We start from the raw sequence: 19,391 nt of genomic DNA on the forward strand, positions 1-19,391 counted from the left end.
GGTACGGCGAGGCTGCCGTCATGAAGAATCTGACGCAGGTCGCGGGCGGCCCCCGCGACTTCCAGCTCGTCCGCCACCTCACCCTCACGGGCAGCCAGTTCGAGATCGGCAGAGCACTGACCGAGGAGGCCCGCAGGCTCGGCTGGTCTCCCGTGCCGGCCGGGCCCGAGGTCAACCGGGCCCGCAGGATCTGGTTCGAGCGGCACTGGCCGCAGCACAACGCCCGCATGGACGGCGCGGCGGCGGCCCTCGGACTCGACCCCGACCAGGACGAGCTGGCCGTCGACGGCCTCGACGTCGTGCCCGCGGGCTCTGGCTGCTCGGCCCTGTGGGTGCCGCCCCAGGGGTCCGCCGACGGCCACGGCCGGGTCGGCCGCAACTACGACTTCTTCCGCACCACCGCCAGCGAGATCATGGGCTCGCCGCCGGGGCCCGGCGAGCTGCCCATGGCCTCTCGCCCGTACGTGATCACCACGATCCCCGACGAAGGGTTGTCCTCGACCCTCATCACCATGTCGGCCCTCGACGGCTGCATGGACGGCATCAACGCGGCCGGGCTCGCGGTCGTGCTGCTGATCGCCGACTTCGAGACCGCCGAGCCGCCCGAGCACGTCACGCCGCAGGTCGGGCTGAGCAGCCTGCACCTGCCCAGATTCCTGCTCGACACGTGCGAGAACGCCGACCAGGCCAAGCAGGCGCTGCTGCTGGCCAAGCAGTACGACCACGGCACGCCCCTGCACTACCTGGTGGCCGACGCGCACGGGCAGGCGTTCGTGTGGGAGCGCGGCAGGGACGGCAGCGAGCACATCGTCGAGTTCGGCGACGGGCCGCTCTGCGTCACCAACCACCTCCTGCACCGTAACCCGGACCCGATGAACCTGCCCACCGACACCGAGGCCAGCTTCGGCACGTACGGGCGGCTGCGCACGTTGTACGAGCGCAGCAAGGGCGCCACCCTGTCACCGAGGGACCTGCGCGACAGCCTGCGGGCCGTCCGGCAGGCCGAGGATCCCACCGTGCCGTTCCGCACCCTGTGGAGCACGGTCTTCGACACCGCGGACCGGACGATGTCGGCGACCTTCTACCTGGGCGACGGGCGTTACTCGGAGGAGCTGGTGTTCCCGGCCGCGGCGAGATAGGACTCGCGCACCTTCGATCGCGACAGTTTGCCCGTGGGGGTGCGCGGCAGCTCGGAGCGGTATTCGACCACCCGCGGATGCTTGAACCTGGCGATGCGAGGCCCGCAGTGCGCCAGCAGCTCGGCGGTGAGCGCGGGGCCCGGTGTGACCCCGTCGCCCGGCTGGACGAGGGCCACCACGGTGTGGCCCCACTCCTCGTCGGGCACCCCGATGACGGCCACGTCGGCCACCGCCGGATGGTCGAGCAGCGCGGCCTCGATCTCGGCGGGGTAGATGTTCACCCCGCCGGCGACGATCAGGTCGGTACGCCGGTCGCACAGGAACAGGTAGCCGTCGTCGTCCATGAACCCGATGTCACCGGGCGCGTACCAGTCGCCCAGCATGCTGGCGGCCGTCTTCGCCGGGTCCTTACGGTACTCGAACGAGCCCATGGCGGACTTGACGTGGACCAGGCCCGGCTCGCCCGGCGGCAGCTCCACGCCCTTGTCGTCGAAGATCTTGGCTTCGAACATGGGCGCGGGCCTGCCCACGGTTCCGGGCCTGGCCAGCCAGTCGTGCGGTTTGACGGAGAACGCGATCGTCGACTCGGTGGAACCGTAGTACTCGTAGAGCACCGGCCCCCACCAGTCCATGATCTGCTGCTTGACCGTGACGGGGCAGGCGGCGGCGGTGTGCACGACCTGGCGCAGGCTCGACAGGTCGTAACGGCGCCTGATCTCCTCGGGCAGGCGCAGCATGCGGTGGAACATGGTGGGCACCATCATCGCGTTGGAGACGCGGTGCCGCTCGACGAGCTGCAGGATGACCTCGGGGTCGAACTTGGGCGCGATCACCACGGTGTGCCCGAGGTGCAGCGCGAACTGCGTGTGCGCGCACGGCGCGGAGTGGTACATCGGCGAGGTGACCAGATGGGTCTCCTCACCTGGGGCGAGGTCGACGACCTCGCCGAGGAACCACACGAAGAGCGGTACGACGTCCTCGGGCGCGGCGCCGGGCAGCGGCCGCTGCACGCCCTTGGGGACGCCGGTGGTGCCGGACGTGTACCACATCAGCGCCCCGGCGGTCCGCTCCGCGGGCGCGCCGGTGGGCTGCCCTTCGGCCAGCCCGGCCGTGCCGATCTCCCCGCCGGGCACCGCGTGGCCGGGATCGGTGACGACCACCTTGGCGTCGCAGTCATCCAGGATGTACGCCACCTCGGACGCCGTCAGATGCCAGTTGATCGGCACGTAGTAGAGCCCGATCTGCCACGTGGCCATGACCATGGCGACCTGGTCGATGCCGTTGGGCAGCACGCCCGCGACCACGTCGCCGGTGCGGAGGCCGCGCGCCCGCAGCCCGTGGGAGACCTGGTTGACCAGGGCGAGCAGCTCGCCGTACGAGGTGCGGGTGCCATCGGCGTCGATCAGCGCTGGGCGGCCGGGGTCGGCGGCGGCGATGGCGTAGAAGCCGGGCAGCGCGCTGATGTCCATCACAACTCCAGCAGGGTGGCGAGGCGGGCACGGTGGACGCGCGGGGGACCCATCAGCACTTCGTCCGCCTTGGCCCGCTTGTAGAACAGGTGGGCGTCGTGCTCCCAGGTGTAGCCGATGCCGCCGTGCAGCAGCAGGTGGTCGCGGGCCACCTCGAAGCAGGCGCGGCCGACGTACGCCTGGGCCAGGGCGGCGGCCTCCGGCAGGTCGTCCGGCGACTCGTCGGCGGACCACGCGGCGTATCGCACGATGGACTCGGCCTGTTCGAGCTTGGCGTGCATGTCGGCGAGCTTGTGCTTGACCCCCTGGTAGGAGCCGATGTAACGGCCGAAGGCGACGCGGACCTTGGCGTAGGCGACGATGGCGTCGAGCGCGGCCCGCATCACACCCAACTGCTCGGCTGCCAGCGCCACGCACAGCAGGTCGCCGATGTCGGGGCGCGGCCCGAGCACCCGCGCCGGCGCTCCGTTCAGTTCCACGCGGGCCTGGCCGCGCGTGGGGTCGAGGGTCTCCAGCGCTGTCCTGCTCACGCCCGGCCCGGTCAGGTCGACGGCGACGAGGACCGCGCCGTCGCCGCTTCGCGCGGGGGCCACCAGCACGCCGGCCTCCATGCCGCTGAGCACCTGCGCCAGCGTGCCGCGCACCGCCGATCCGTCGCAGGTGAGGCCCGCCGCGGCGCCCGGGCCGGTGAGCGGGCCGGTGAGCGGGCCGGTGAGCGGGCCGGTGAGCGGGCCGGTGAGCGGGCCGGTGAGCGGGCCGCCGAGCGCCGCCAGGACGCGGCCTTCGGCGATGCCGGTCAGCAGTTCCTTGTCGCGCACCCGGGTCAGGGCGACGGTGGCGAAGGCCGTGGTCAGGAAGGGCCCCGGCAGCAGGGCGGCGCCCGTTTCCTCCAGTACGACGGCCAGCTCGGTCATGCCCGCGCCCGCGCCGGCGTACTCCTCGGGGACGATCAGCCCGGACAGGCCCAGCTCGCCGTTGAGCCGGGCGTACACCTGAGGGTCGAAGCCCTCGCGGACCTTGGGGAGCGGAGAGGCGGCGCGCAGGAAGGCGCGTACGGCCCCGCGCAGCTCCTGCTGCTCCTCGCTGAGTACGAGCTTCACGCCTGGGTCCCCACCTTCAGATCCTTGAACGGCACGGTCTTGTCCACGCGGGGCTCGGGCGGCAGGCCGAGCACGCGGTCGCCGACGATGTTGCGCATGATCTCGTTCGTGCCGCCGCCCAGCGCCATGCCGGGGGCCATCGAGATCGCCTGCGCCAGCGGATGGCCGGCCAGCGCCGCCTCGGGGCCGACGAGTTGCGTGGCGAGGTCGGCCTGGAACATCGTCAGCTCGGCGAGCAGCAGTTTGGCCGCGCTGCCCCGCGCACCGGGGAAGATGCCTGCCCTGGTCTCCTGGGCCAGCCGCTGGTTGAACAGCGCCAGCGCGCGGGTGCGGATGTGCAGCTCCACGAGCTGGTCGCGGACCAGCGGGTCGCCGGTGTCGACGGCCTGGCGCAGCGCCTCGACCGAGGCGGGGTGGTCGCGCTGCCCGCCCATGCCGACGCCCGCCGAGATGGACAGCCGCTCGTGCAGCAGCGTCGTGACGGCCACGCTCCAGCCGTCGTTGACCTCCCCGACGCGGTGCTCGTCGGGGATCGTCACGTCGTCGAAGAAGATCTCGTTGAAGTTGGCCCTGCCCGACATGTCCTTCAGCGGTCTGACCGTCACGCCGGGATGGTGCATGTCGACGACGAACATCGTCAGGCCCTTGTGCTTGGGCACGTCGACGTCGGTGCGGGCCAGCAGCAGGCCCCAGTCGGCGTGGTGGGCGACCGAGGTCCAGACCTTCTGCCCGTTGACGATCCACTGGTCGCCGCGGGCCTCGTCGCGCACCGCCCTGGTCTGCAGGCTGGCGACGTCGCTGCCGGCGCCCGGCTCGGAGAAGAGCTGGCACCAGATCTCCTCGCCGCGCAGCAGGGGCCGGACGAAGCGTTCGCGCTGGGTGTCGGTGCCCCGGTCGACCAGGGTCGGGCCGGTCATGCCGAGGCCGATCGCGAAGATGTAGGTGGGGAGGGCGTAGTCGCGTGCCTCCTCGGCGAACGCGCGTTCCTCCGCCTGGGTCAGCCCCTGGCCGCCCCACCGCTCCGGCCAGGTGATGCCGGAGTAGCCGGCGTCGTAGAGCCTGGCCATGAAGTCCTTGGCCCGCGTTATCGGGTCCGTTTCCTGAGAGTCGTCCGAAGGGGCGTTGTCCCGCAGCCACGCCCTGGCGGCATGCCGGTAGTCAGCGAGGTTCACATCGACTCCTTGGCATCAGTGTTCACTTACTCTAGCCAGGGCGCCGGAGCCCGTACAGAGCAATGCTCTGGACGTCCGAAACTCGAATTAAAGTCGGAATCTCCGTAAATTGGAGTACGAGCTGCATGGTGTGATCACCTGACTACCGGGGGGATGGGTGTGATCGCACGGCTGGGGCGTTCCATTCGCGCGCGGCTGGCACTGTTCGCCGGCATCGCCATGGCCCTGCTCTGCCTGACGACCAGTTCGGCGCTGCTGTGGATGATCTACACCACGACCGTCGACATCCACACCCAGGACGCGGTCGGCACGACCCTCACGGTGGCCCACCTGGTCAAGGAGTCCGAGCTGCCGCTCCTCGACTCCCTCGACGTGTGGGGCGTCCAGGTCGTCGACCCGCGCGGGCAGGTGGTCACCGCCACGTCCGACCTGGCGGGCAGCCCTCGGCTGACCACCGCGGCGCCTCCCCCCGGCACCACCGACCACGTCGCCCACGCCTGCGACCTCCCGGGCCTGTCCGACGGCTGCCACATCACGGCGATCTTCCGCGTGTACCAGCAGGACGGCGACTGGCTCGTCTACGCCTTCCGCCCCCGGCCGCCCTGGTACGCCGCCCCCGGCGTGATCGCCTTCCTCGTCCTCTCCTCCGCGGCGCTGGTCGTACTGACGTGGTACGGCGTCTCGCACGTGGTCGCCAAGACGCTCGCCCCCGTCAACCGCATCACCGGCAGGCTGGCCGAGATCACCGCCGGCGGCGGAGGGATGCGCGTGCCCGTGCCGGAGAACGCCGACGAGATCAGGGCGCTGGCGGAGACGGCGAACCGTACGCTCGCGCAACTGGAGGAGGCGATGGAGCAGCAGCGCAGGTTCGCCTCCGACGCCTCCCACGACCTGCGCAGCCCGATCACGGCCATGCGCACCGAGGTCGAGGAGGCTCTGCTCACCCCCGGAGAGACCGACTGGCAGAAGGTCGGCGGCAAGCTGCTCGGCAGCCTCGACCGGCTGCAGAACATCGTCACCGACCTGCTGACGCTGGCCAAGCTGGACGCGGGTGCCCCCGCCCGGCTCGGCCCCGTCGACCTGGGCGAACTCGTCACCGCAGAGGTCGCCAGGCCGTGCACGAAGGAGGTTCGCGTCTCGGTGCAGCCGGGCGTGGTCGTGACGGGCGACCGGCTGAGACTGGCCCGCCTGCTGAGCAACCTGCTGGACAACGCCGAGCGGCACGCGGAACGTACGATCGCCGTGATCGTGCGGCGCAACGGCGTGGCTGTGCTGGAGGTGCTCGACGACGGGGCGGGCATCGCGCCCGAGCACCGCGAGATGGTCTTCAGGCGCTTCACCAGGCTGGACGCCTCGCGCAGCCGTGACGCCGGCGGGACCGGGCTCGGCCTGCCCATTGCCCGGGAGATCGCGCGTACGCATGGAGGCACGCTCAGGATCGAGGACTCCGACGCCGGTGCCCGATTCGTCCTACGGATGCCGGTAAGGACCGAGTAAAGGTGGGTAGTAATGCTTTTCGACCCCCTGCCGAGAACGTCCGGAGAGCCGCCAGTACCATGATCACCACGAGATGACCGAACGTACGGCGTCCCTCTTGTCCCACATAAGCCTTGTGAACAGAAATCAGAGTTACCCGCTGTGACATCAGGTTTCAGCCGATTACGGCGTGAGGATCTCCTGAAGACGGCCTGCGAGGTGATCGCCGAGCAGGGGTTCGGGCATACCAGGACCATCGACATCGCCAGGGCCGCGGGCGTCAGCCAGGCGCTGCTCTTCTACCACTTCGAAACCAAGGACCAGCTGTTCGCGCAGGCCTTCACCTACGCGGCCCGCCTGCACCTCGACGCGCTGAGCGACATCGAGGGCTGCGCGGGCACGCCGCTCGAACGGCTGCGCACCCTCCTGCGGCTCTGCTCCCCCGCGGTCCCCACCGAGGGGTGGAGGCTGTGGATCGACGCGTGGTCCGAGGCGATGCGCAGTTCGGAGCTGGAGAACATCTCGCGGCGCATCGACGCCCAGGGCCGCCTCCTCCTTCGCCAGATCATCGAGGCCGGCGTCGCGGCCGGCGAGTTCACGTGCGCCGACCCCGAGGGAGCGACGTGGCGGATCCTGGCGCTGGTCGACGGGCTCGCCGTGCAGATGCACGTCCACCCCAGAGCCCTGTCGCGGCGCCGGGCCGGCGCGCTCATCCGCACGGCCGCCGCCAACGAGATCGGAGTCGCTCCCGAGAAGCTCTGACGAAACCTGCGAGCCTCACCTTTCCGGCTTATTGGATGCTCCGTACAATACCGGGCGAGGAGAGGAGCGCACGCGATGACACAGGCACCGAGCTCTACCGCCGCCAGGGAACGCGACGAGCAGGTCGCGAGCAGGAAGGCGTACGAAACGGTCATCGAACGCCTCTCGAAGGCGTCGGTCGACAAACACTGGGAGCCGTACCGGGACATCCCGTGGGACGACCCCGAGTTCCTCGTCGACCCGGCCGACCCGCGCTGGGAGCTGCCGGGGGTCGACAAACTGGGCGGCCATCCCTGGTACCGCAGCCGGCCCCCGGAGACCCGGGCCGCGATCGGGCTGTGGCGGGTGGCCACCGCCATGAAGATCGGCCTGCAGTTCGAGAACCTGCTCAAGCGCGGGCTGCTCAACTACGCCTACCGGCTGCCGAACGGTGCTCCTGAGTTCCGGTACGTCTACCACGAGACCATCGAAGAGGGACATCACGGGATGATGTTCCAGGAGTTCGTGAACCGTACGAAGCTCCCTATCCGCGGCATGCCCCGCCCGCTGTCGGCGATCGCGCAGACAGCGCCCTTAATCCCGCTCATCTCGACCGAGCTGTTCTTCGTCTTCGTGCTGGGCGGCGAGGACCCGATCGACCACGTGCAGCGCAAGGTGCTCAAGGACGACCGGCCACACCACCCACTGGAAGAGACGATCATGCGGATCCACATCGCGGAGGAGGCCAGGCACATCTCCTTCGCCCGGCACTTCCTGCGCAACCGGGTGCCGCGGATGCCGGCGTACCGGCGGCTCCTGCTCGGCATCGCCTCCCCCGTCGTCCTCGGCCTCATGGCCCGCATCATGTTGGCGCCACCCGGCGCGCTCATCAGGCACTTCAAGATCCCCGTCAGCGTCGTGTCGGAGGTCTACGTGCGCAACCCCGCCGCCAAGCAGGAGATCCGCGACTCCATCGGCAAGACGCGGGACCTGTGCGCCGAGATCGGCCTGATCAACCCGCTGACCCGGCGGATCTGGCGGCTCATGGGCATCTGGGCCGAACCGGAGCGCGCCTAACCACGCGGCCGCCTGGCGATCAGGACCTCGGTCACCGTCACCTGCTCCCACGTGCCCTGAGGATTGTGCGCGAGCAGGGCGCGCCTGGCCGCCTCGGTGAAGGCCCCCACCCGCTCGCCCAGCCTCGCCGGAGCGGTGTAGGAGTAGGACAACTGCAGGCCGATCACCGCCTCCACGTCGTAGACCTGGCGATATTCGTACAAGGTGGCGTCGAGCTCGCTGAACGGCGAGGCGGCGAGCACGTCGTCGTGGTGCTCCCCCGTGGCCTGGTAGGAGTTGGTGGCCGTGAAGGTGTTGACGCCGAACGCGTCGCGCACCCGCCTCATGGCCGGCTCCCAGGGCAGCTCCTCACCTGCTCGCGACGGGCCGACCAGCGTCACGACACCGTGCGCGGGCAGCAGCTCGTCCAGCTCCAGCAGCACCGCCCGGCGGTCCATCCAGTGGAACGACCTGCCCATGACGACATGGTCGAACGCGGGCAACTCTCCCAACCGCGTGGAATCGCCGCTCAGCCAGCGGATGTTGCCCGCCCGCGCCGCCAGCCGCCGGCCCTCCGCGAGCATCTCCGCGTCGGGATCGACGGCCAGGACGTCGCGCACGCGCCGCGCGAGCGGGATCGCCACCGTGCCGGGACCGCAGCCGAGGTCCAGCACCGTGCTGTCGTCGCCGAACGTCATCGCCAGGTGCTCGATCGCCGGGTCGCCGTGACCGGCCCGGTATTTGGCGTAGTAAGGAGCCGCGCCGCCGAACAGGTCCGTCATGGATGGGACCATATACAGGTTCGAGACGCGACGATGGAAGGTATCCCCTGTGAGGCGGCTACTCACGGTCCTGCTGCTCGCCTTCGCGGCGGCCGGGATCGCTCTCTCCCCCGCCGAGGCGCACAACGTGCTGATCGGCAGCGACCCCGAGGACGGAGCCACGCTGACGGCCTCACCCGCGCGCGTGACCCTGGTGTTCGACCAGCCGGTACGCCAGGGATACGCGCAGGTGGAAGTGACGGGCGCCGACGGGTCGGCCTGGGCCGACGGAACCGCCGAGATCGCCGCGGAGAAGGTGTCGGTCAAGGTCAAGCCGCTGGCGGCGGGCGGCTCGTACGTCGTGGGCTACCGCATCCTGTCGGCCGACGGGCACCCGGTCACCGGAAAGATCGGCTTCAAGCTGGCCGCCGACGCCACCGGGGTCGCCGACCCGAAGACGGGCGGCGACAACGCTCCCGCCCAGGGAACCGACGCCCGCGCCACCGCACAAGCGCCCGACCCCGACCCCGAGGCCGATCCCGACGCCGCCGAGGCCGCGGCCAATCCCAACGCCGCCGAGGCCGCGGCCAATGGCGGGGCCGGCATGGCCGTCGTGTGGATCGTGGGAGCGCTGCTGATCCTCGCCACGGGCACCGCCGTGGCCCTCCGCCGCGCCAAACCGGCCCAGGTGACCGCCACGACCGCCGCGCCCGGCACCACCACCGGTACCGCCACCGGCGGCGCGGCCGGCACCACCGCCGGCTCCGCGGCCGAGGAGACGAAGGCGTGACCGTCACCGTTCCCCCCGCTCCCCCGCTCCCCGAGCGGCGCGTCGGCGGGCGGCTCGTGGCCGGCGCGTTCGCCGTGTGCGCCATCGTGGCCGCCGTGGCCGCCAGTTCGTTCGCCGAGCAGGAGACCGTGCCCGGCATCCCCATGCCGGGCACGCTGGTGTCGGTCGGGCTGCCCGTCGTCCGAGCGCTGCTCGACGTGTCCGCCGTCGCCGTGGTGGGGCTCAGCCTGGTGGCCAAGCTGCTCGGGTTCGACCGGCCCGAGTACACCGAACCGGTGATGGTCCGCGTCCGGCCCCTGGCCGTGATGGCGGCCTGGGCGTGGGCGATCTGCGCGCTGCTCACGATCGTGTTCCAGACGGCCGAGCTCAACCCCGGCGTCGTGCCGACATTCGGGATGATCGCCGACTATGTCGGAAGTGTCGGCACCGGTCAGGGGCTGCTGTTCAGCGCGGCGTGCGCGCTGGCGGCGGCGGGCATCGGGCTGATGGCGGTGCGGTTCGGCGAGAAGGTTCCGGCCGAGCTCCGGGTGATCGTCGCGCTGTTCGGGTTGCTGCCCATCCCGGTCACCGGGCACGCGGTCAACTCCATCTGGCACGACCCCATCATGATCTCGATGGAGATCCACGTGATGGGGGCGGCGGCGTGGGCGGGCGGGCTGCTGGTGACCGCGATCTTCGTCGCGCCCCACCCGGGCCTGCTCGCCATGGCGCTGCCCAAGTTCTCCAGGATCGCCTCGGTGTGCCTGTTCATGGTGGCGCTGTCGGGGCTGATCACAGGGCTCGGCACGATGGCGCTCACGCCCGGGGTGAGGCTCCCCGGCGCGCTCCTGACCAGCGACTACGGTCTCCTGGTCGTGGCCAAGGCGGCGCTGGTGACCCTGCTGGTGCCGCTGGCGGCGCACATCCGCTTCCGCCTGCTGCCCGCCGTGCGCAAGGGCCGGGCCACCGCCCTCGTGGGATGGGCGGCGGCCGAGGTCGGCGTGATGGGGCTGGCGTACGGCGTGGCGGTGGCGCTCACCCGCGCCTCGATCGTCTGACCGGCGACGCCGCCCCGCCGGGCGCCACAAGGGTAGGGCGGACGCGCTAGGGGGTGGCGGGAGCGATCACGGGTGAGGCGGCTCGGCCCGGGCTCACGCGGCGCCTGTGTGCCAGCCATTCGACCGCCAGCCAGGCGGCCAGCAGGCCGAGCCCCGACCAGACGGCCGACGACGTGACGAGCGGGGGTGCGCCGAGCAGGCCCTGCCGACCAATGAGCAGGTCGTACACACCGCCCATGACCGCGTTCTGGGCCGCGAGCGCGGCGTACGCGCCGGCCGTCGCGACCGCGGCGCCGAGCAGGGCGCGCAGGGCGGGCGGCCGCACCAGGAACGCGACGTCCACCAGCAGCCCGGCGATCACGAGGAAGAACGGCACCGCCGACGGCGGGAACCCGGTGTAGGTCAGCAGCGGCCAGATGAGCGTGCGCACCCCGACGTAGGCGGCGGCCACCAGCGTGGCGGCGCCGAACCTGCCGATCAAAGTCCTCGCCGCCACCAGCACCGAGACTCCGACGACCACCGCGTAGACGGGGTAGAGGAAGTCGGGCACGGGCAGAGCGAACCCGGTCATCATTGTGCGATCGATCGGCCGCCCCATCTGGTCGGCGGCGAACTGCAGCAGGATCGGCTCGGCGTAGACGGCGCCGTTGTCCCAGGCGCCGATCGACAGGATGCCGTATTCCTGGTGCTGCTCGGGGAAGTGCACGTTCTCCAGGAAGAACGCGAGGAACGCGCCGAGCACGACCACGCGCTCCCTGCCGGGCGGCGCTCCCATGAACCAGCCACGGATCACGCCCGCGATCATGAAGAACGTTCCAAGGTAGAGCATGAGGTGGGACGGGCTCCACGAGGTGATGTCGAGCCCGTTGACGCGGTGGTTGATCAGGTCGAGCGGGACCGCGACGAGGAAGATGCCGGTGCCCCACTGGATCAGGCGCAGCGCGGCCTTGTCGACGCCGTAGCCGGTGTAGCCGTGGATGATGGTGAGGGCCAGGGCGAGGGCGGTGCCCGCGGAGTTGAGCACGTGGGGCGGGGCGAGATCGTCACGCAGCCACTTGAAGTGCCACGAGACGTCCCACGCCGACCCGAGCAGCTTGAGCGTGAACGCCGCCAGCCATCCGAAGTAGAGCACCCTGAACAGGTCGTGCGGCGTCTCGCGCCCCGCCTGGCCTCTGGTCCAATAGGGCAAGGCCCACTGCGCGGCCTTTTTGATCGATGCTGGAGACTTCACGGAAGCAAATCTTACGGTCACCGTTCCCGGTCAGTCGCCGGGAGTGGCCGCCGGTGAGGGTTCGCCGGCGGCGCAGGCGCGCAGGGAGTACATGAGGGGCAGCCTGGGGGCGCCGCCGGGGACGCGATACATGCCGTCGGCGGCCTCCAGCGTCGAGAAGCGCTGGAAGAGCGTGAAGTCGTGCTCGTGGAGGAACTCCACCCGCAGCCCCGCCGCGCCCACCGCGCTCACGACGTCGCCGAGGCCGTGCAGGAACTGCACGGACGTCTGGTGTTCGAGCTCCACGCCGCCGGTGTAGGTGTGCGGTTCGACCCAGACCTGCGGCTCGCGGTCGAAGTAGTCGTGCGTGACGGTGGTGCCCGTGACTTCGTCCAGGATGTCGGGGAAGGGGTGGAACTCGGCGAGATAGAGGAAGCCGCCCGGTTTGAGCAGCGCAGCCACGGTCTGCGCCCACCGTGTCAGGTCGGGCAGCCAGACCAGCGCTCCCACGCCGGTGTAGACGATGTCGTACGCGGCCCGGCCGAGCTTCTCGGCGGCGTCGTACACGTCGGCCGTGACGAACCTCGCCGGCAGGCCGCACTCGGCGGCGATGCCCTCCGCCTGGGCGACGGCGGCCGCGGAGAAGTCGAGGCCGGTCACCTCCGCCCCGAGGCGGGCCCAGGCGAGGGTGTCGAGCCCGATGTGGCACTGCAGGTGGGCCAGGCGGCGGCCGGACACGTCGCCGACCTCCTCACGCTCGAACGGCCGCAGCGGGCTCCGGCCGGCGACGAAGCCCTCGACGTCGTAGAAGTCGCTGCCGACATGGACGGGCACCCTGGAGTTCCAGTTGGCCCTGTTGGTCTCCAGATAGTCCATGGTGTCCGAGCGTAGAGGCGGACGGGCCATCTCAGCGATCTCTCAGGTGTGGTCAGTAGGCTCACCGCATGAAGCGTGTGGCCGCGTCTGCGGCGGCGCTCGCCCTCATCGCCGTGACGACGTGGCTGGTGTGGCCGTCGGGTGCCGAGGTGCGGGGCCAGGATCAGACCATTACCGTCGTCGACGGACCAGCCGACGACCAGCGGGTCCAGCTCGACACGACGTTCTTCCCGCCTCCGGGCGGAGGGAAGGCGCCTGCCGTGCTGCTCGGCCACGGTTTCGGCGGCAGCAAGCGGAGCGTCAGGGACGAGGCTGTCCGCATCGCCGAGGAGGGCTACGCCGTACTGACGTGGTCGGCGCGCGGTTTCGGCCGCTCGACCGGCGAGATCGCGCTCAACTCGCCCGACTACGAGGTCAAGGACGTCAAGCAGCTCATCGACTGGCTGGCCGAGCGCCCAGAGGTCCTCCTCGACGCGCCGAGCGACCCACGCGTGGGCATCGCGGGCGGCTCGTACGGCGGCGCCATCGCGCTGATGACGGCGGCCCATGACCAGCGCGTCGACGCCATCGTCCCGCGGATCACCTGGTCCGACCTGGCCGACGCGCTCTTCCCCAACACGGCGGCCCCGCTTTCCGCGACCGGCGACGCCGGCACCTCCGCCGCCGACGGCCTGCCGGAGGCGGAGAACGGTGTGTTCAAGCGCATGTGGGCGGGCATCTTCTTCGGCCAGGGCGTCTCGCTCGACAGCCTCGCCCTGGGCGGACGGCCAGAGGCCGCCCGCCCGCTCACGCCCGAGCAGGCCAGGTGCGGCAGGTTCCGTCCCGAGATCTGCAACGTGTACGAACAGGTCGCCAAGACGGGCAGGCCCACGCAGGAGGCCGTCGACCTGCTGCGCAAGTCGAGCCCGATCACCGTGGCGGGCCGGATCAAGGCGCCGGCCCTGCTCATCCAGGGCCAGCGCGACTCGTTGTTCCCCCTCAGCCACGCCGACGCCAACGCCAGGGCGATCGCCGCCGGCGGCACGCCGGTCAGCCTGGCCTGGTTCGACGGGGGGCACGACGGCGGCGACGGCGAGGTCGACTGGGTGTTCGAGCAGTCGTCGGCCTGGTTCGCCCGCTACCTGAAGGGCGAGGGGGCCGGACAGGCGGCGCCGCCGGTCAGCGGGTTCACGGTGACCCGCGACGGCGGCCGCGACCCCGGCACCCGCCAGCGCGTGCGCCTGCACCCGGAGACCGGCTCCTACCCCGGTCTCGGCGGCACCGCCACCAGCGCCGTCGAACTGTCGGGCCCCGCCCAGAACATCGCCAACCCGCCCGGCGGCGCACCCGCCTCGATCTCGTCGGTGCCCGGCGTCGGCGGCCTGCTCGGCGGCCAGAACACGCCCGGCGTCGCGATCGACATGCCCGGCCAGAGCGCCGCGTTCGAGTCCCGGCCGCTCACCGAGCCGCTGCAGCTCACCGGCAGCTCGACGGCCACCATCAGGGTGTCGGGGCGGGGCGGGACCGAGGCGACCCTGTTCGCCAAGCTCTACGACGTGGCCGACAGCGTCCAGCCGCCTTCCCTGCCCGCCGGGCTGGTGGCGCCGATCCGGGTGGCCATCCCCGAGGGCGCGACCAGCGCGGAGGTCACGGTCACACTGCCCGCCGTCGACCACAACTTCGCCGTCGGCCACCGGCTGCGGCTGGTGCTGACGACGACGGACATGGGATTCGCGACGCCCGCCGAGCCCGCCACGTACCAGGTGTCGCTGGTCTCCCCCAAACTGACCGTCCCGACGGTCGGCACGCTGGCCGCCGCCCCTGGCGGGGTGGCGTGGTGGGTGTGGGCGATGCCGCTGGCCGCCGTCGTGGCCGCGACGGCGCTGCTGGTGACCGGCCGCGCCCGGGGCCGCCGCCCCACGGCTGTGCCGGCGGGCGACGGGCCGGCCGGCGAGGCGCCCGGCCCCGCCGTGCCGCTGGAGATCAGCGGGCTGACCAAGGCGTACAGGAACGGCGAGCTCGCCGTCGACGACCTGTCGTTCCGCGTCGAGCAGGGCCAGGTTCTGGGCCTGCTCGGGCCGAACGGCGCCGGCAAGACGACCACGATGCGGATGATGCTGGGGCTCATCCAGCCCGACGGCGGCGAGGTCCGCCTCTTCGGCGAACGGGTGACGCCGGGCGCTCCCGTGCTGTCCCGGCTGGGGTCGTTCGTCGAAGGTCCGGGCTTCCTGCCGCACCTGTCGGGGCGGGACAACATCGAGCTCTACTGGGCCGCCACCGGCCGGCCGGCCGCCGACGCCCGCTTCGGCGAGGCGCTGGAGATCGCCGATCTCGGCAAGGCGCTCGAACGGGCCGTACGCACCTATTCGCAGGGCATGCGCCAGCGGCTCGCCATCGCCCAGGCCATGCTCGGGCTGCCCGACCTGCTCGTGCTCGACGAACCCACGAACGGGCTCGACCCGCCCCAGATCCGGGAGATGCGCGAGGTGCTCAAGCGCTACGCGCGCGACGGCCGTACCGTGATCGTCTCCAGCCACCTGCTGGCCGAGGTCGAGCAGACCTGCAGCCACGTCGTGGTCATGCACCGCGGCAGGCTGGTCTCCACCGGCCCGGTGTCGCAGCTGCTCAGCGCGGCCCCACGACCGGCCAGCGCCGGCAACGGGCACGCCACGCGCCTGGAAGACGTGTTCCTCGACCTCATCGGAGACACCTCATGACCGCCGCGCCCGGTTACGCGCCCCGCCGTACGCTGCCGTTGCGGGTCGAGATCGTCAGGCAGTTCAAGCGCCGCCGCACGATCGTGATGTTCGGGCTGCTGCTCGCGCTGCCGTGGATCCTCGTGATCGCGTTCCAGTTCGGGCCGCAGGGCAACGACAACGGCCAGGCACTGCGCATCTCCGACCTCGCGACCGAGAGCGGCCTCAACTTCGCAGCCTTCGCGCTGTCGGTGTCGGCCAGTTTCCTGCTGGTCGTCGCGGTGGCGCTGTTCTGCGGCGACACCGTGGCCGGGGAGGCAAACTGGTCGTCGCTGCGCTACCTGCTGGCCGCGCCGGTGCCCCGCGACCGGCTGCTGCGGCAGAAGCTGATCGTGGCGCTCGGCTATTCCGCGGCGGCCGTGATCTGCCTGCCCGTGATGGCGCTGCTGGCGGGCACGCTGGCGTTCGGCTGGAACGACATCCAGGTGCCCGGCACGGGCGAGAGCATCCCGGCGCTCGACGTGCTGCCGCGCTTCGGCATCGTGATCGCGTACGCCCTGGTCAGCCAGCTCGTCGTGGCGGCGCTCGCCTTCCTCGTCTCCACGATGACCGACTCCCCGCTGGGGGCGGTCGGCGGGGCCGTCGGCCTGTGGATCGTCTGCACCATCCTGCAGGCCGTCGAGGCGCTGGGGGTGCTGCGCGAGTTCCTGCCGACGTTCTGGAACAACGCCTGGCTCGACGCGCTCGCGCCCGAGCTCGAGTGGAGCGGCATGATCAAGGGCGCTTCCGTGTCGATCACGTACGCGGCGATCCTCGTCGCCGTGGCCTTCCGCCGGTTCCGCCGCAAGGACGTGGTCAGCTAGTCTCCGCCCAGTCGAACGCCTTGGTCACGGCCTTCTTCCAGCCCGCGAACCCCTTCTCCCGCTGCTCCTCGCTCCAGCCGGGCTCCCAGCGGCGGTCCTCCACCCAGTGGGCGCGCAGCTCGTCGGTGTCCTGCCAGAAGCCCACCGCCAGCCCCGCGGCGTAGGCCGCGCCGAGCGCGGTGGTCTCGGCGACGACCGGCCGGCTGACCGGCACGCCGAGGATGTCCGACTGGAGCTGCATGCACAGGTCGTTGGCGGTGACGCCGCCGTCCACCCGCAGCACGTCGAGCACCACGCCCGAGTCCTGCTGCATCGCCTCCACGACGTCCCTGCTCTGGTAGCAGATGGCCTCCAGCGTGGCGCGGGCGAGGTGGGCGTCGGTGTTGTAGCGCGACATGCCGACGATGGCGCCGCGGGCGTCGGCCCGCCAGTAAGGGGCGAACAGGCCGGAGAAGGCCGGCACGAAGTACATGCCTCCCGAGTCCTCCACCTGCCTGGCCAGGGTCTCGCTCTGCGGCGCGGAGGTGATGATGTGCAGCTGGTCGCGCAGCCACTGCACCGCCGAGCCCGTCACGGCGATCGAGCCCTCCAGCGCGAACACGGCGGGCTGGTCGCCGAACTTGTACGCGACCGTGGTGAGCAGCCCGCTCTGCGAGCGCACCCGTTCGGTGCCGGTGTTGAGCAGCAGGAAGTTGCCGGTGCCGTAGGTGTTCTTGGCCTCGCCCGGCGAGAAGCAGACCTGCCCGACGGTCGCGGCCTGCTGGTCGCCCAGGATCGCGGTGATCGGCACCTCGCCCGCGGCCGCTCCGAACGGGGTCGTGACGCCGTAGGCGGCGGGGTCGGACGACGGCCGGATCTCGGGCAACATCGGGCGCGGGATGCCGAAGAAGGACAGCAGCTCGTCGTCCCAGTCGAGGGTGTCCAGGTCCATGAGCATCGTACGGCTGGCGTTGGTCACGTCGGTGGCGTGCACGCCGCCGTCGACGCCCCCGGTCAGGTTCCACAACGTCCAGGTGTCGGTGGTGCCGAAGACGGCCTCGCCCCGGTCGACCGCCTCGCGGACGCCGTCCACGTTCTCCAGGATCCACTGGATCTTGCCGCCGGAGAAGTACGCGTCCGGATGCAGCCCCGTACGGTCGCGGATGACCTGGCCGCGGCCGTCCCGCTCCAGCGCGGCGGCGATCCTGTCGGTGCGCGTGTCCTGCCAGACGATCGCGTTGTAGTACGGACGGCCGGTGCGCCGGTTCCACACGACCGTGGTCTCGCGCTGGTTCGTGATGCCGATCGCGGCGAGGTCGGTGGGCTGAAGCCCGGCGCGCTGGAGGGTGCTCTGGATGACGGCGGCGGTCCGCGTCCTGATCTCGATGGGGTTGTGCTCGACCCAGCCCGCCCTGGGCAGGATCTGCTCGTGTTCGAGCTGGAACTTGGCGACCTCGCCTCCGTCGTGATCGAAGATCATGAAGCGGGTGCTCGTCGTGCCCTGGTCTACCGCCCCGACGAAATCGGGCATGTCATTCTCCTTCGTTCTTGTCAGGGTCCGCCGGTCTGACGATGTCACGATCCTCGGGCCGCGGCAGGAACCTGGAGATCAACGCCTGGTAGAGGCCCGCGCCGAGGAGGCCGCCGAGCAGGGGCCCGATGATCGGCACCCAGAAGTACAAATCTCCGTACTGATCACGCCACGCGCCGTGGTAGCCGGTGAGGAAGCTCGCCAGGCGCGGCCCGAAGTCGCGCGCCGGGTTGATGGCGTATCCGGCGTTGGTGCCGAACGCCATGCCGATCGCGACGACGATCAGACCGATGACGAAGGGCCCCATGTTGGCGTCCGGCGCCATGTTCCGGGTGTCGATGAGCGCGAAGACCAGGAAGAGCAGGATCGCGGTGCCGATGATCTGGTCGCGGAACCCGCCCCACATGTCCACCGGCAGTGTGCCGTTGCCCGGCAGGGTGGAGAAGACGATCTGGGTCTTGAGCGTGTGCCCGGGGTCGGCCATCGCCAGGATCTCGGTGAAGTTCCAGCGGACGATCAGCGCGGCGACGAAGGCCCCCGCGGTCTGCGCGAGGACGTACGGCAGGACCTTCCGCCAGGGAAAGCCCTGGAAGACGGCGAACCCCAGCGTGACCGCGGGGTTGATGTGCCCGCCGGAGGTCCTGGCCGCGGTGTAGACGCCGAGCACCACGCCGAGCCCCCAGGCCCAGGCGATGCTGTCGTGGTCGCCGACCTCCGCGGCGACGACCGAGGCGACCACGCCGCAGCCGAACAGGATGAGCACCGCTGTCCCGGCGAACTCGGCGAGCAGCTCGCCGGCCAGCCCTCTGCGATCGAGACGCCCGGCCACGGCCATCCCCTTCCTCTCGCGTACCCGTTGTGTGCCATTCCCGTAATCAGGCAATGCATACGGTCTGTATATGACACATAACACTAAGCGAGAGAAAGGTACGCTTCAGGTCAGAGCGTGCGTACGAAGGTGACCAGGCTCGTCCCCGGGCCGTTGTGGCCGGGGACAGGGCCGCCGACCTCGAAGCCCATGCGGCGGTGGAAGGCGACGGAGCGCTCGTTGACCGGTGCGGTGACGGCCCTGACGACGTGCCGGCCGTGGTCGCGGGCGATGCCGAAGAACCGCTCGTACATCGAGCGGGCGAGCCCGCTCTTCCTGGCGGCGGGCGCGACGCCGACGAAGTGGATGTACGCCTCGCCGGGCTGCGACGGCGAGACGAACCCGATCAGGAACCCCGCCATACCCCCAGGGCCCTCGGCGACCAGGCTCGTCCGGTGGAAATGGTCGAGGAACAACCGGGGCAGCGAGGCGAGGATCGGCCGCCCCCACCAGTCGTCGACGACGGCGGCGATGGCGTCGTAGTCGCCGGGGGTGGCGGGGCGCAGCGCGTGGCCCGTTGTGTGGCCCGTTGTGTGGCCCGTCATGTGGATCTTCTCGCCCTAGCCCCAGTGCGGCGGTCTGTTCTCGAGGTAGAAGGCGTCGGGGTCGTCGGAGCGCCACTCGCCCCAGCCCTCGTCGGTGTCGTCC

17 protein-coding genes are annotated in these 19,391 nt (G+C 71.0%); 8 read left to right on the top strand and 9 right to left on the bottom strand.

The annotated features are described in order from the left end of the window. Positions 1 to 20: 20 nt before the first annotated feature. A complete protein-coding gene (locus GUY59_RS07085; RefSeq protein WP_201760583.1) occupies positions 21 to 1,139 on the top strand; it encodes a C45 family autoproteolytic acyltransferase/hydolase in 1,119 nt (372 codons plus the stop codon). Here GUY59_RS07085 and GUY59_RS07090 read toward each other — a convergent pair. The 3 genes from GUY59_RS07090 to GUY59_RS07100 are packed head-to-tail and all read right to left on the bottom strand — an operon-like array spanning position 1,100 to position 4,880. After that, entirely contained in the window at positions 1,100 to 2,608 is a 1,509-nt protein-coding gene (locus GUY59_RS07090; RefSeq protein ID WP_138205099.1) for an AMP-binding protein, read from the bottom strand. The genes GUY59_RS07085 and GUY59_RS07090 overlap by 40 nt on opposite strands. Next, positions 2,608 to 3,708 (bottom strand): acyl-CoA dehydrogenase family protein, encoded by a 1,101-nt coding sequence (locus tag GUY59_RS50560; protein WP_138205101.1) that lies wholly within the window; start codon positions 3,706 to 3,708, stop codon positions 2,608 to 2,610. The genes GUY59_RS07090 and GUY59_RS50560 overlap by 1 nt, the downstream gene beginning before the upstream one ends. Next, positions 3,705 to 4,880 carry an acyl-CoA dehydrogenase family protein gene (locus GUY59_RS07100; RefSeq protein ID WP_138205103.1) on the bottom strand — a complete coding sequence of 392 codons (1,176 nt, stop codon included), beginning with the start codon at positions 4,878 to 4,880 and terminating at the stop codon, positions 3,705 to 3,707. Before GUY59_RS07100 ends, GUY59_RS50560 begins: the two co-directional genes overlap by 4 nt. A 159-nt stretch (positions 4,881 to 5,039) precedes the next feature. On the opposite strand from GUY59_RS07100, the gene GUY59_RS07105 reads away from it, so the two are divergent. From GUY59_RS07105 to GUY59_RS07115, 3 genes are all read left to right on the top strand, one after another. Continuing rightward, the gene (locus GUY59_RS07105; protein WP_330849142.1) at positions 5,040 to 6,377 is read left to right on the top strand and encodes a sensor histidine kinase; all 1,338 of its coding nucleotides are present in this window, start codon (positions 5,040 to 5,042) and stop codon (positions 6,375 to 6,377) included. Between the two features lie 141 nt (positions 6,378 to 6,518). Then, positions 6,519 to 7,118 carry a TetR/AcrR family transcriptional regulator gene (locus GUY59_RS07110; RefSeq protein WP_138205107.1) on the top strand — a complete coding sequence of 200 codons (600 nt, stop codon included), beginning with the start codon at positions 6,519 to 6,521 and terminating at the stop codon, positions 7,116 to 7,118. A gap of 75 nt (positions 7,119 to 7,193) precedes the next feature. Then, positions 7,194 to 8,174 (top strand): AurF N-oxygenase family protein, encoded by a 981-nt coding sequence (locus tag GUY59_RS07115; protein WP_138205109.1) that lies wholly within the window; start codon positions 7,194 to 7,196, stop codon positions 8,172 to 8,174. Here the strand turns inward: GUY59_RS07115 and GUY59_RS07120 are convergent. Then, positions 8,171 to 8,935, bottom strand: coding sequence for a class I SAM-dependent methyltransferase (locus GUY59_RS07120; RefSeq protein ID WP_161714436.1), 765 nt, complete (start codon positions 8,933 to 8,935; stop codon positions 8,171 to 8,173). The genes GUY59_RS07115 and GUY59_RS07120 overlap by 4 nt on opposite strands. A 49-nt stretch (positions 8,936 to 8,984) precedes the next feature. On the opposite strand from GUY59_RS07120, the gene GUY59_RS07125 reads away from it, so the two are divergent. Together GUY59_RS07125 and GUY59_RS50565 are read left to right on the top strand one after the other, a co-directional pair. Next, positions 8,985 to 9,704, top strand: a complete 720-nt coding sequence (locus tag GUY59_RS07125) for a copper resistance CopC family protein (RefSeq protein ID WP_171055527.1) — start codon at positions 8,985 to 8,987, stop codon at positions 9,702 to 9,704. Beyond that, positions 9,701 to 10,741, top strand: a complete 1,041-nt coding sequence (locus GUY59_RS50565; protein WP_161714437.1) for a copper resistance D family protein — start codon at positions 9,701 to 9,703, stop codon at positions 10,739 to 10,741. The genes GUY59_RS07125 and GUY59_RS50565 overlap by 4 nt, the downstream gene beginning before the upstream one ends. 46 nt (positions 10,742 to 10,787) lie before the next feature. Here GUY59_RS50565 and GUY59_RS07135 read toward each other — a convergent pair whose 3' ends face one another. After that, a complete protein-coding gene (locus tag GUY59_RS07135) occupies positions 10,788 to 11,972 on the bottom strand; it encodes a hypothetical protein (RefSeq protein WP_252374881.1) in 1,185 nt (394 codons plus the stop codon). A 30-nt stretch (positions 11,973 to 12,002) separates the two neighbouring features. After that, a complete protein-coding gene (locus tag GUY59_RS07140) occupies positions 12,003 to 12,827 on the bottom strand; it encodes a class I SAM-dependent methyltransferase (protein WP_138200167.1) in 825 nt (274 codons plus the stop codon). A gap of 68 nt (positions 12,828 to 12,895) precedes the next feature. Here GUY59_RS07140 and GUY59_RS07145 point away from each other — a divergent pair, with 68 nt between their 5' ends. Both GUY59_RS07145 and GUY59_RS07150 read left to right on the top strand, forming a co-directional pair. After that, positions 12,896 to 15,523 carry an alpha/beta fold hydrolase gene (locus tag GUY59_RS07145; protein WP_138200166.1) on the top strand — a complete coding sequence of 876 codons (2,628 nt, stop codon included), beginning with the start codon at positions 12,896 to 12,898 and terminating at the stop codon, positions 15,521 to 15,523. Continuing rightward, positions 15,520 to 16,365: an ABC transporter permease gene (locus tag GUY59_RS07150; protein ID WP_132331399.1), complete on the top strand. Its 846-nt coding sequence runs from the start codon at positions 15,520 to 15,522 to the stop codon at positions 16,363 to 16,365. The genes GUY59_RS07145 and GUY59_RS07150 overlap by 4 nt, the downstream gene beginning before the upstream one ends. On the opposite strand, the gene glpK is transcribed toward GUY59_RS07150, so the two are convergent. The 3 genes from glpK to GUY59_RS07165 form a co-directional block, all read right to left on the bottom strand. After that, positions 16,358 to 17,875: a glycerol kinase GlpK gene (gene glpK / locus GUY59_RS07155; RefSeq protein WP_138200165.1), complete on the bottom strand. Its 1,518-nt coding sequence runs from the start codon at positions 17,873 to 17,875 to the stop codon at positions 16,358 to 16,360. The genes GUY59_RS07150 and glpK overlap by 8 nt on opposite strands. A 1-nt stretch (position 17,876) precedes the next feature. Then, the gene (locus GUY59_RS07160) at positions 17,877 to 18,704 is read right to left on the bottom strand and encodes an MIP/aquaporin family protein (RefSeq protein ID WP_132331403.1); all 828 of its coding nucleotides are present in this window, start codon (positions 18,702 to 18,704) and stop codon (positions 17,877 to 17,879) included. 110 nt (positions 18,705 to 18,814) lie between these two features. Beyond that, complete coding sequence (locus GUY59_RS07165; protein ID WP_138200164.1) at positions 18,815 to 19,288, bottom strand: GNAT family N-acetyltransferase; 474 nt, start codon at positions 19,286 to 19,288, stop codon at positions 18,815 to 18,817. Positions 19,289 to 19,391: the final 103 nt, after the last annotated feature.

Source organism: Nonomuraea sp. K271 (genome assembly GCF_009908215.1).
GTDB classification, from domain to species: domain Bacteria; phylum Actinomycetota; class Actinomycetes; order Streptosporangiales; family Streptosporangiaceae; genus Nonomuraea; species Nonomuraea longispora.

Excerpts from the sequence above, each read along its gene's own strand:
- GUY59_RS07120 (WP_161714436.1), bottom strand. The coding sequence starts at position 8,935 with ATGACGGACCTGTTCGGCGGCGCGGCTCCTTACTACGCCAAATACCGG.
- GUY59_RS07140 (WP_138200167.1), bottom strand. The coding sequence starts at position 12,827 with ATGGACTATCTGGAGACCAACAGGGCCAACTGGAACTCCAGGGTGCCC.
- GUY59_RS07085 (WP_201760583.1), top strand. The coding sequence starts at position 21 with ATGAAGAATCTGACGCAGGTCGCGGGCGGCCCCCGCGACTTCCAGCTC.
- GUY59_RS07150 (WP_132331399.1), top strand. The coding sequence starts at position 15,520 with ATGACCGCCGCGCCCGGTTACGCGCCCCGCCGTACGCTGCCGTTGCGG.
- GUY59_RS07090 (WP_138205099.1), bottom strand. The coding sequence starts at position 2,608 with ATGGACATCAGCGCGCTGCCCGGCTTCTACGCCATCGCCGCCGCCGAC.
- GUY59_RS07115 (WP_138205109.1), top strand. The coding sequence starts at position 7,194 with ATGACACAGGCACCGAGCTCTACCGCCGCCAGGGAACGCGACGAGCAG.
- GUY59_RS07145 (WP_138200166.1), top strand. The coding sequence starts at position 12,896 with ATGAAGCGTGTGGCCGCGTCTGCGGCGGCGCTCGCCCTCATCGCCGTG.
- glpK (WP_138200165.1), bottom strand. The coding sequence starts at position 17,875 with ATGCCCGATTTCGTCGGGGCGGTAGACCAGGGCACGACGAGCACCCGC.
- GUY59_RS07165 (WP_138200164.1), bottom strand. The coding sequence starts at position 19,288 with ATGACGGGCCACACAACGGGCCACACAACGGGCCACGCGCTGCGCCCC.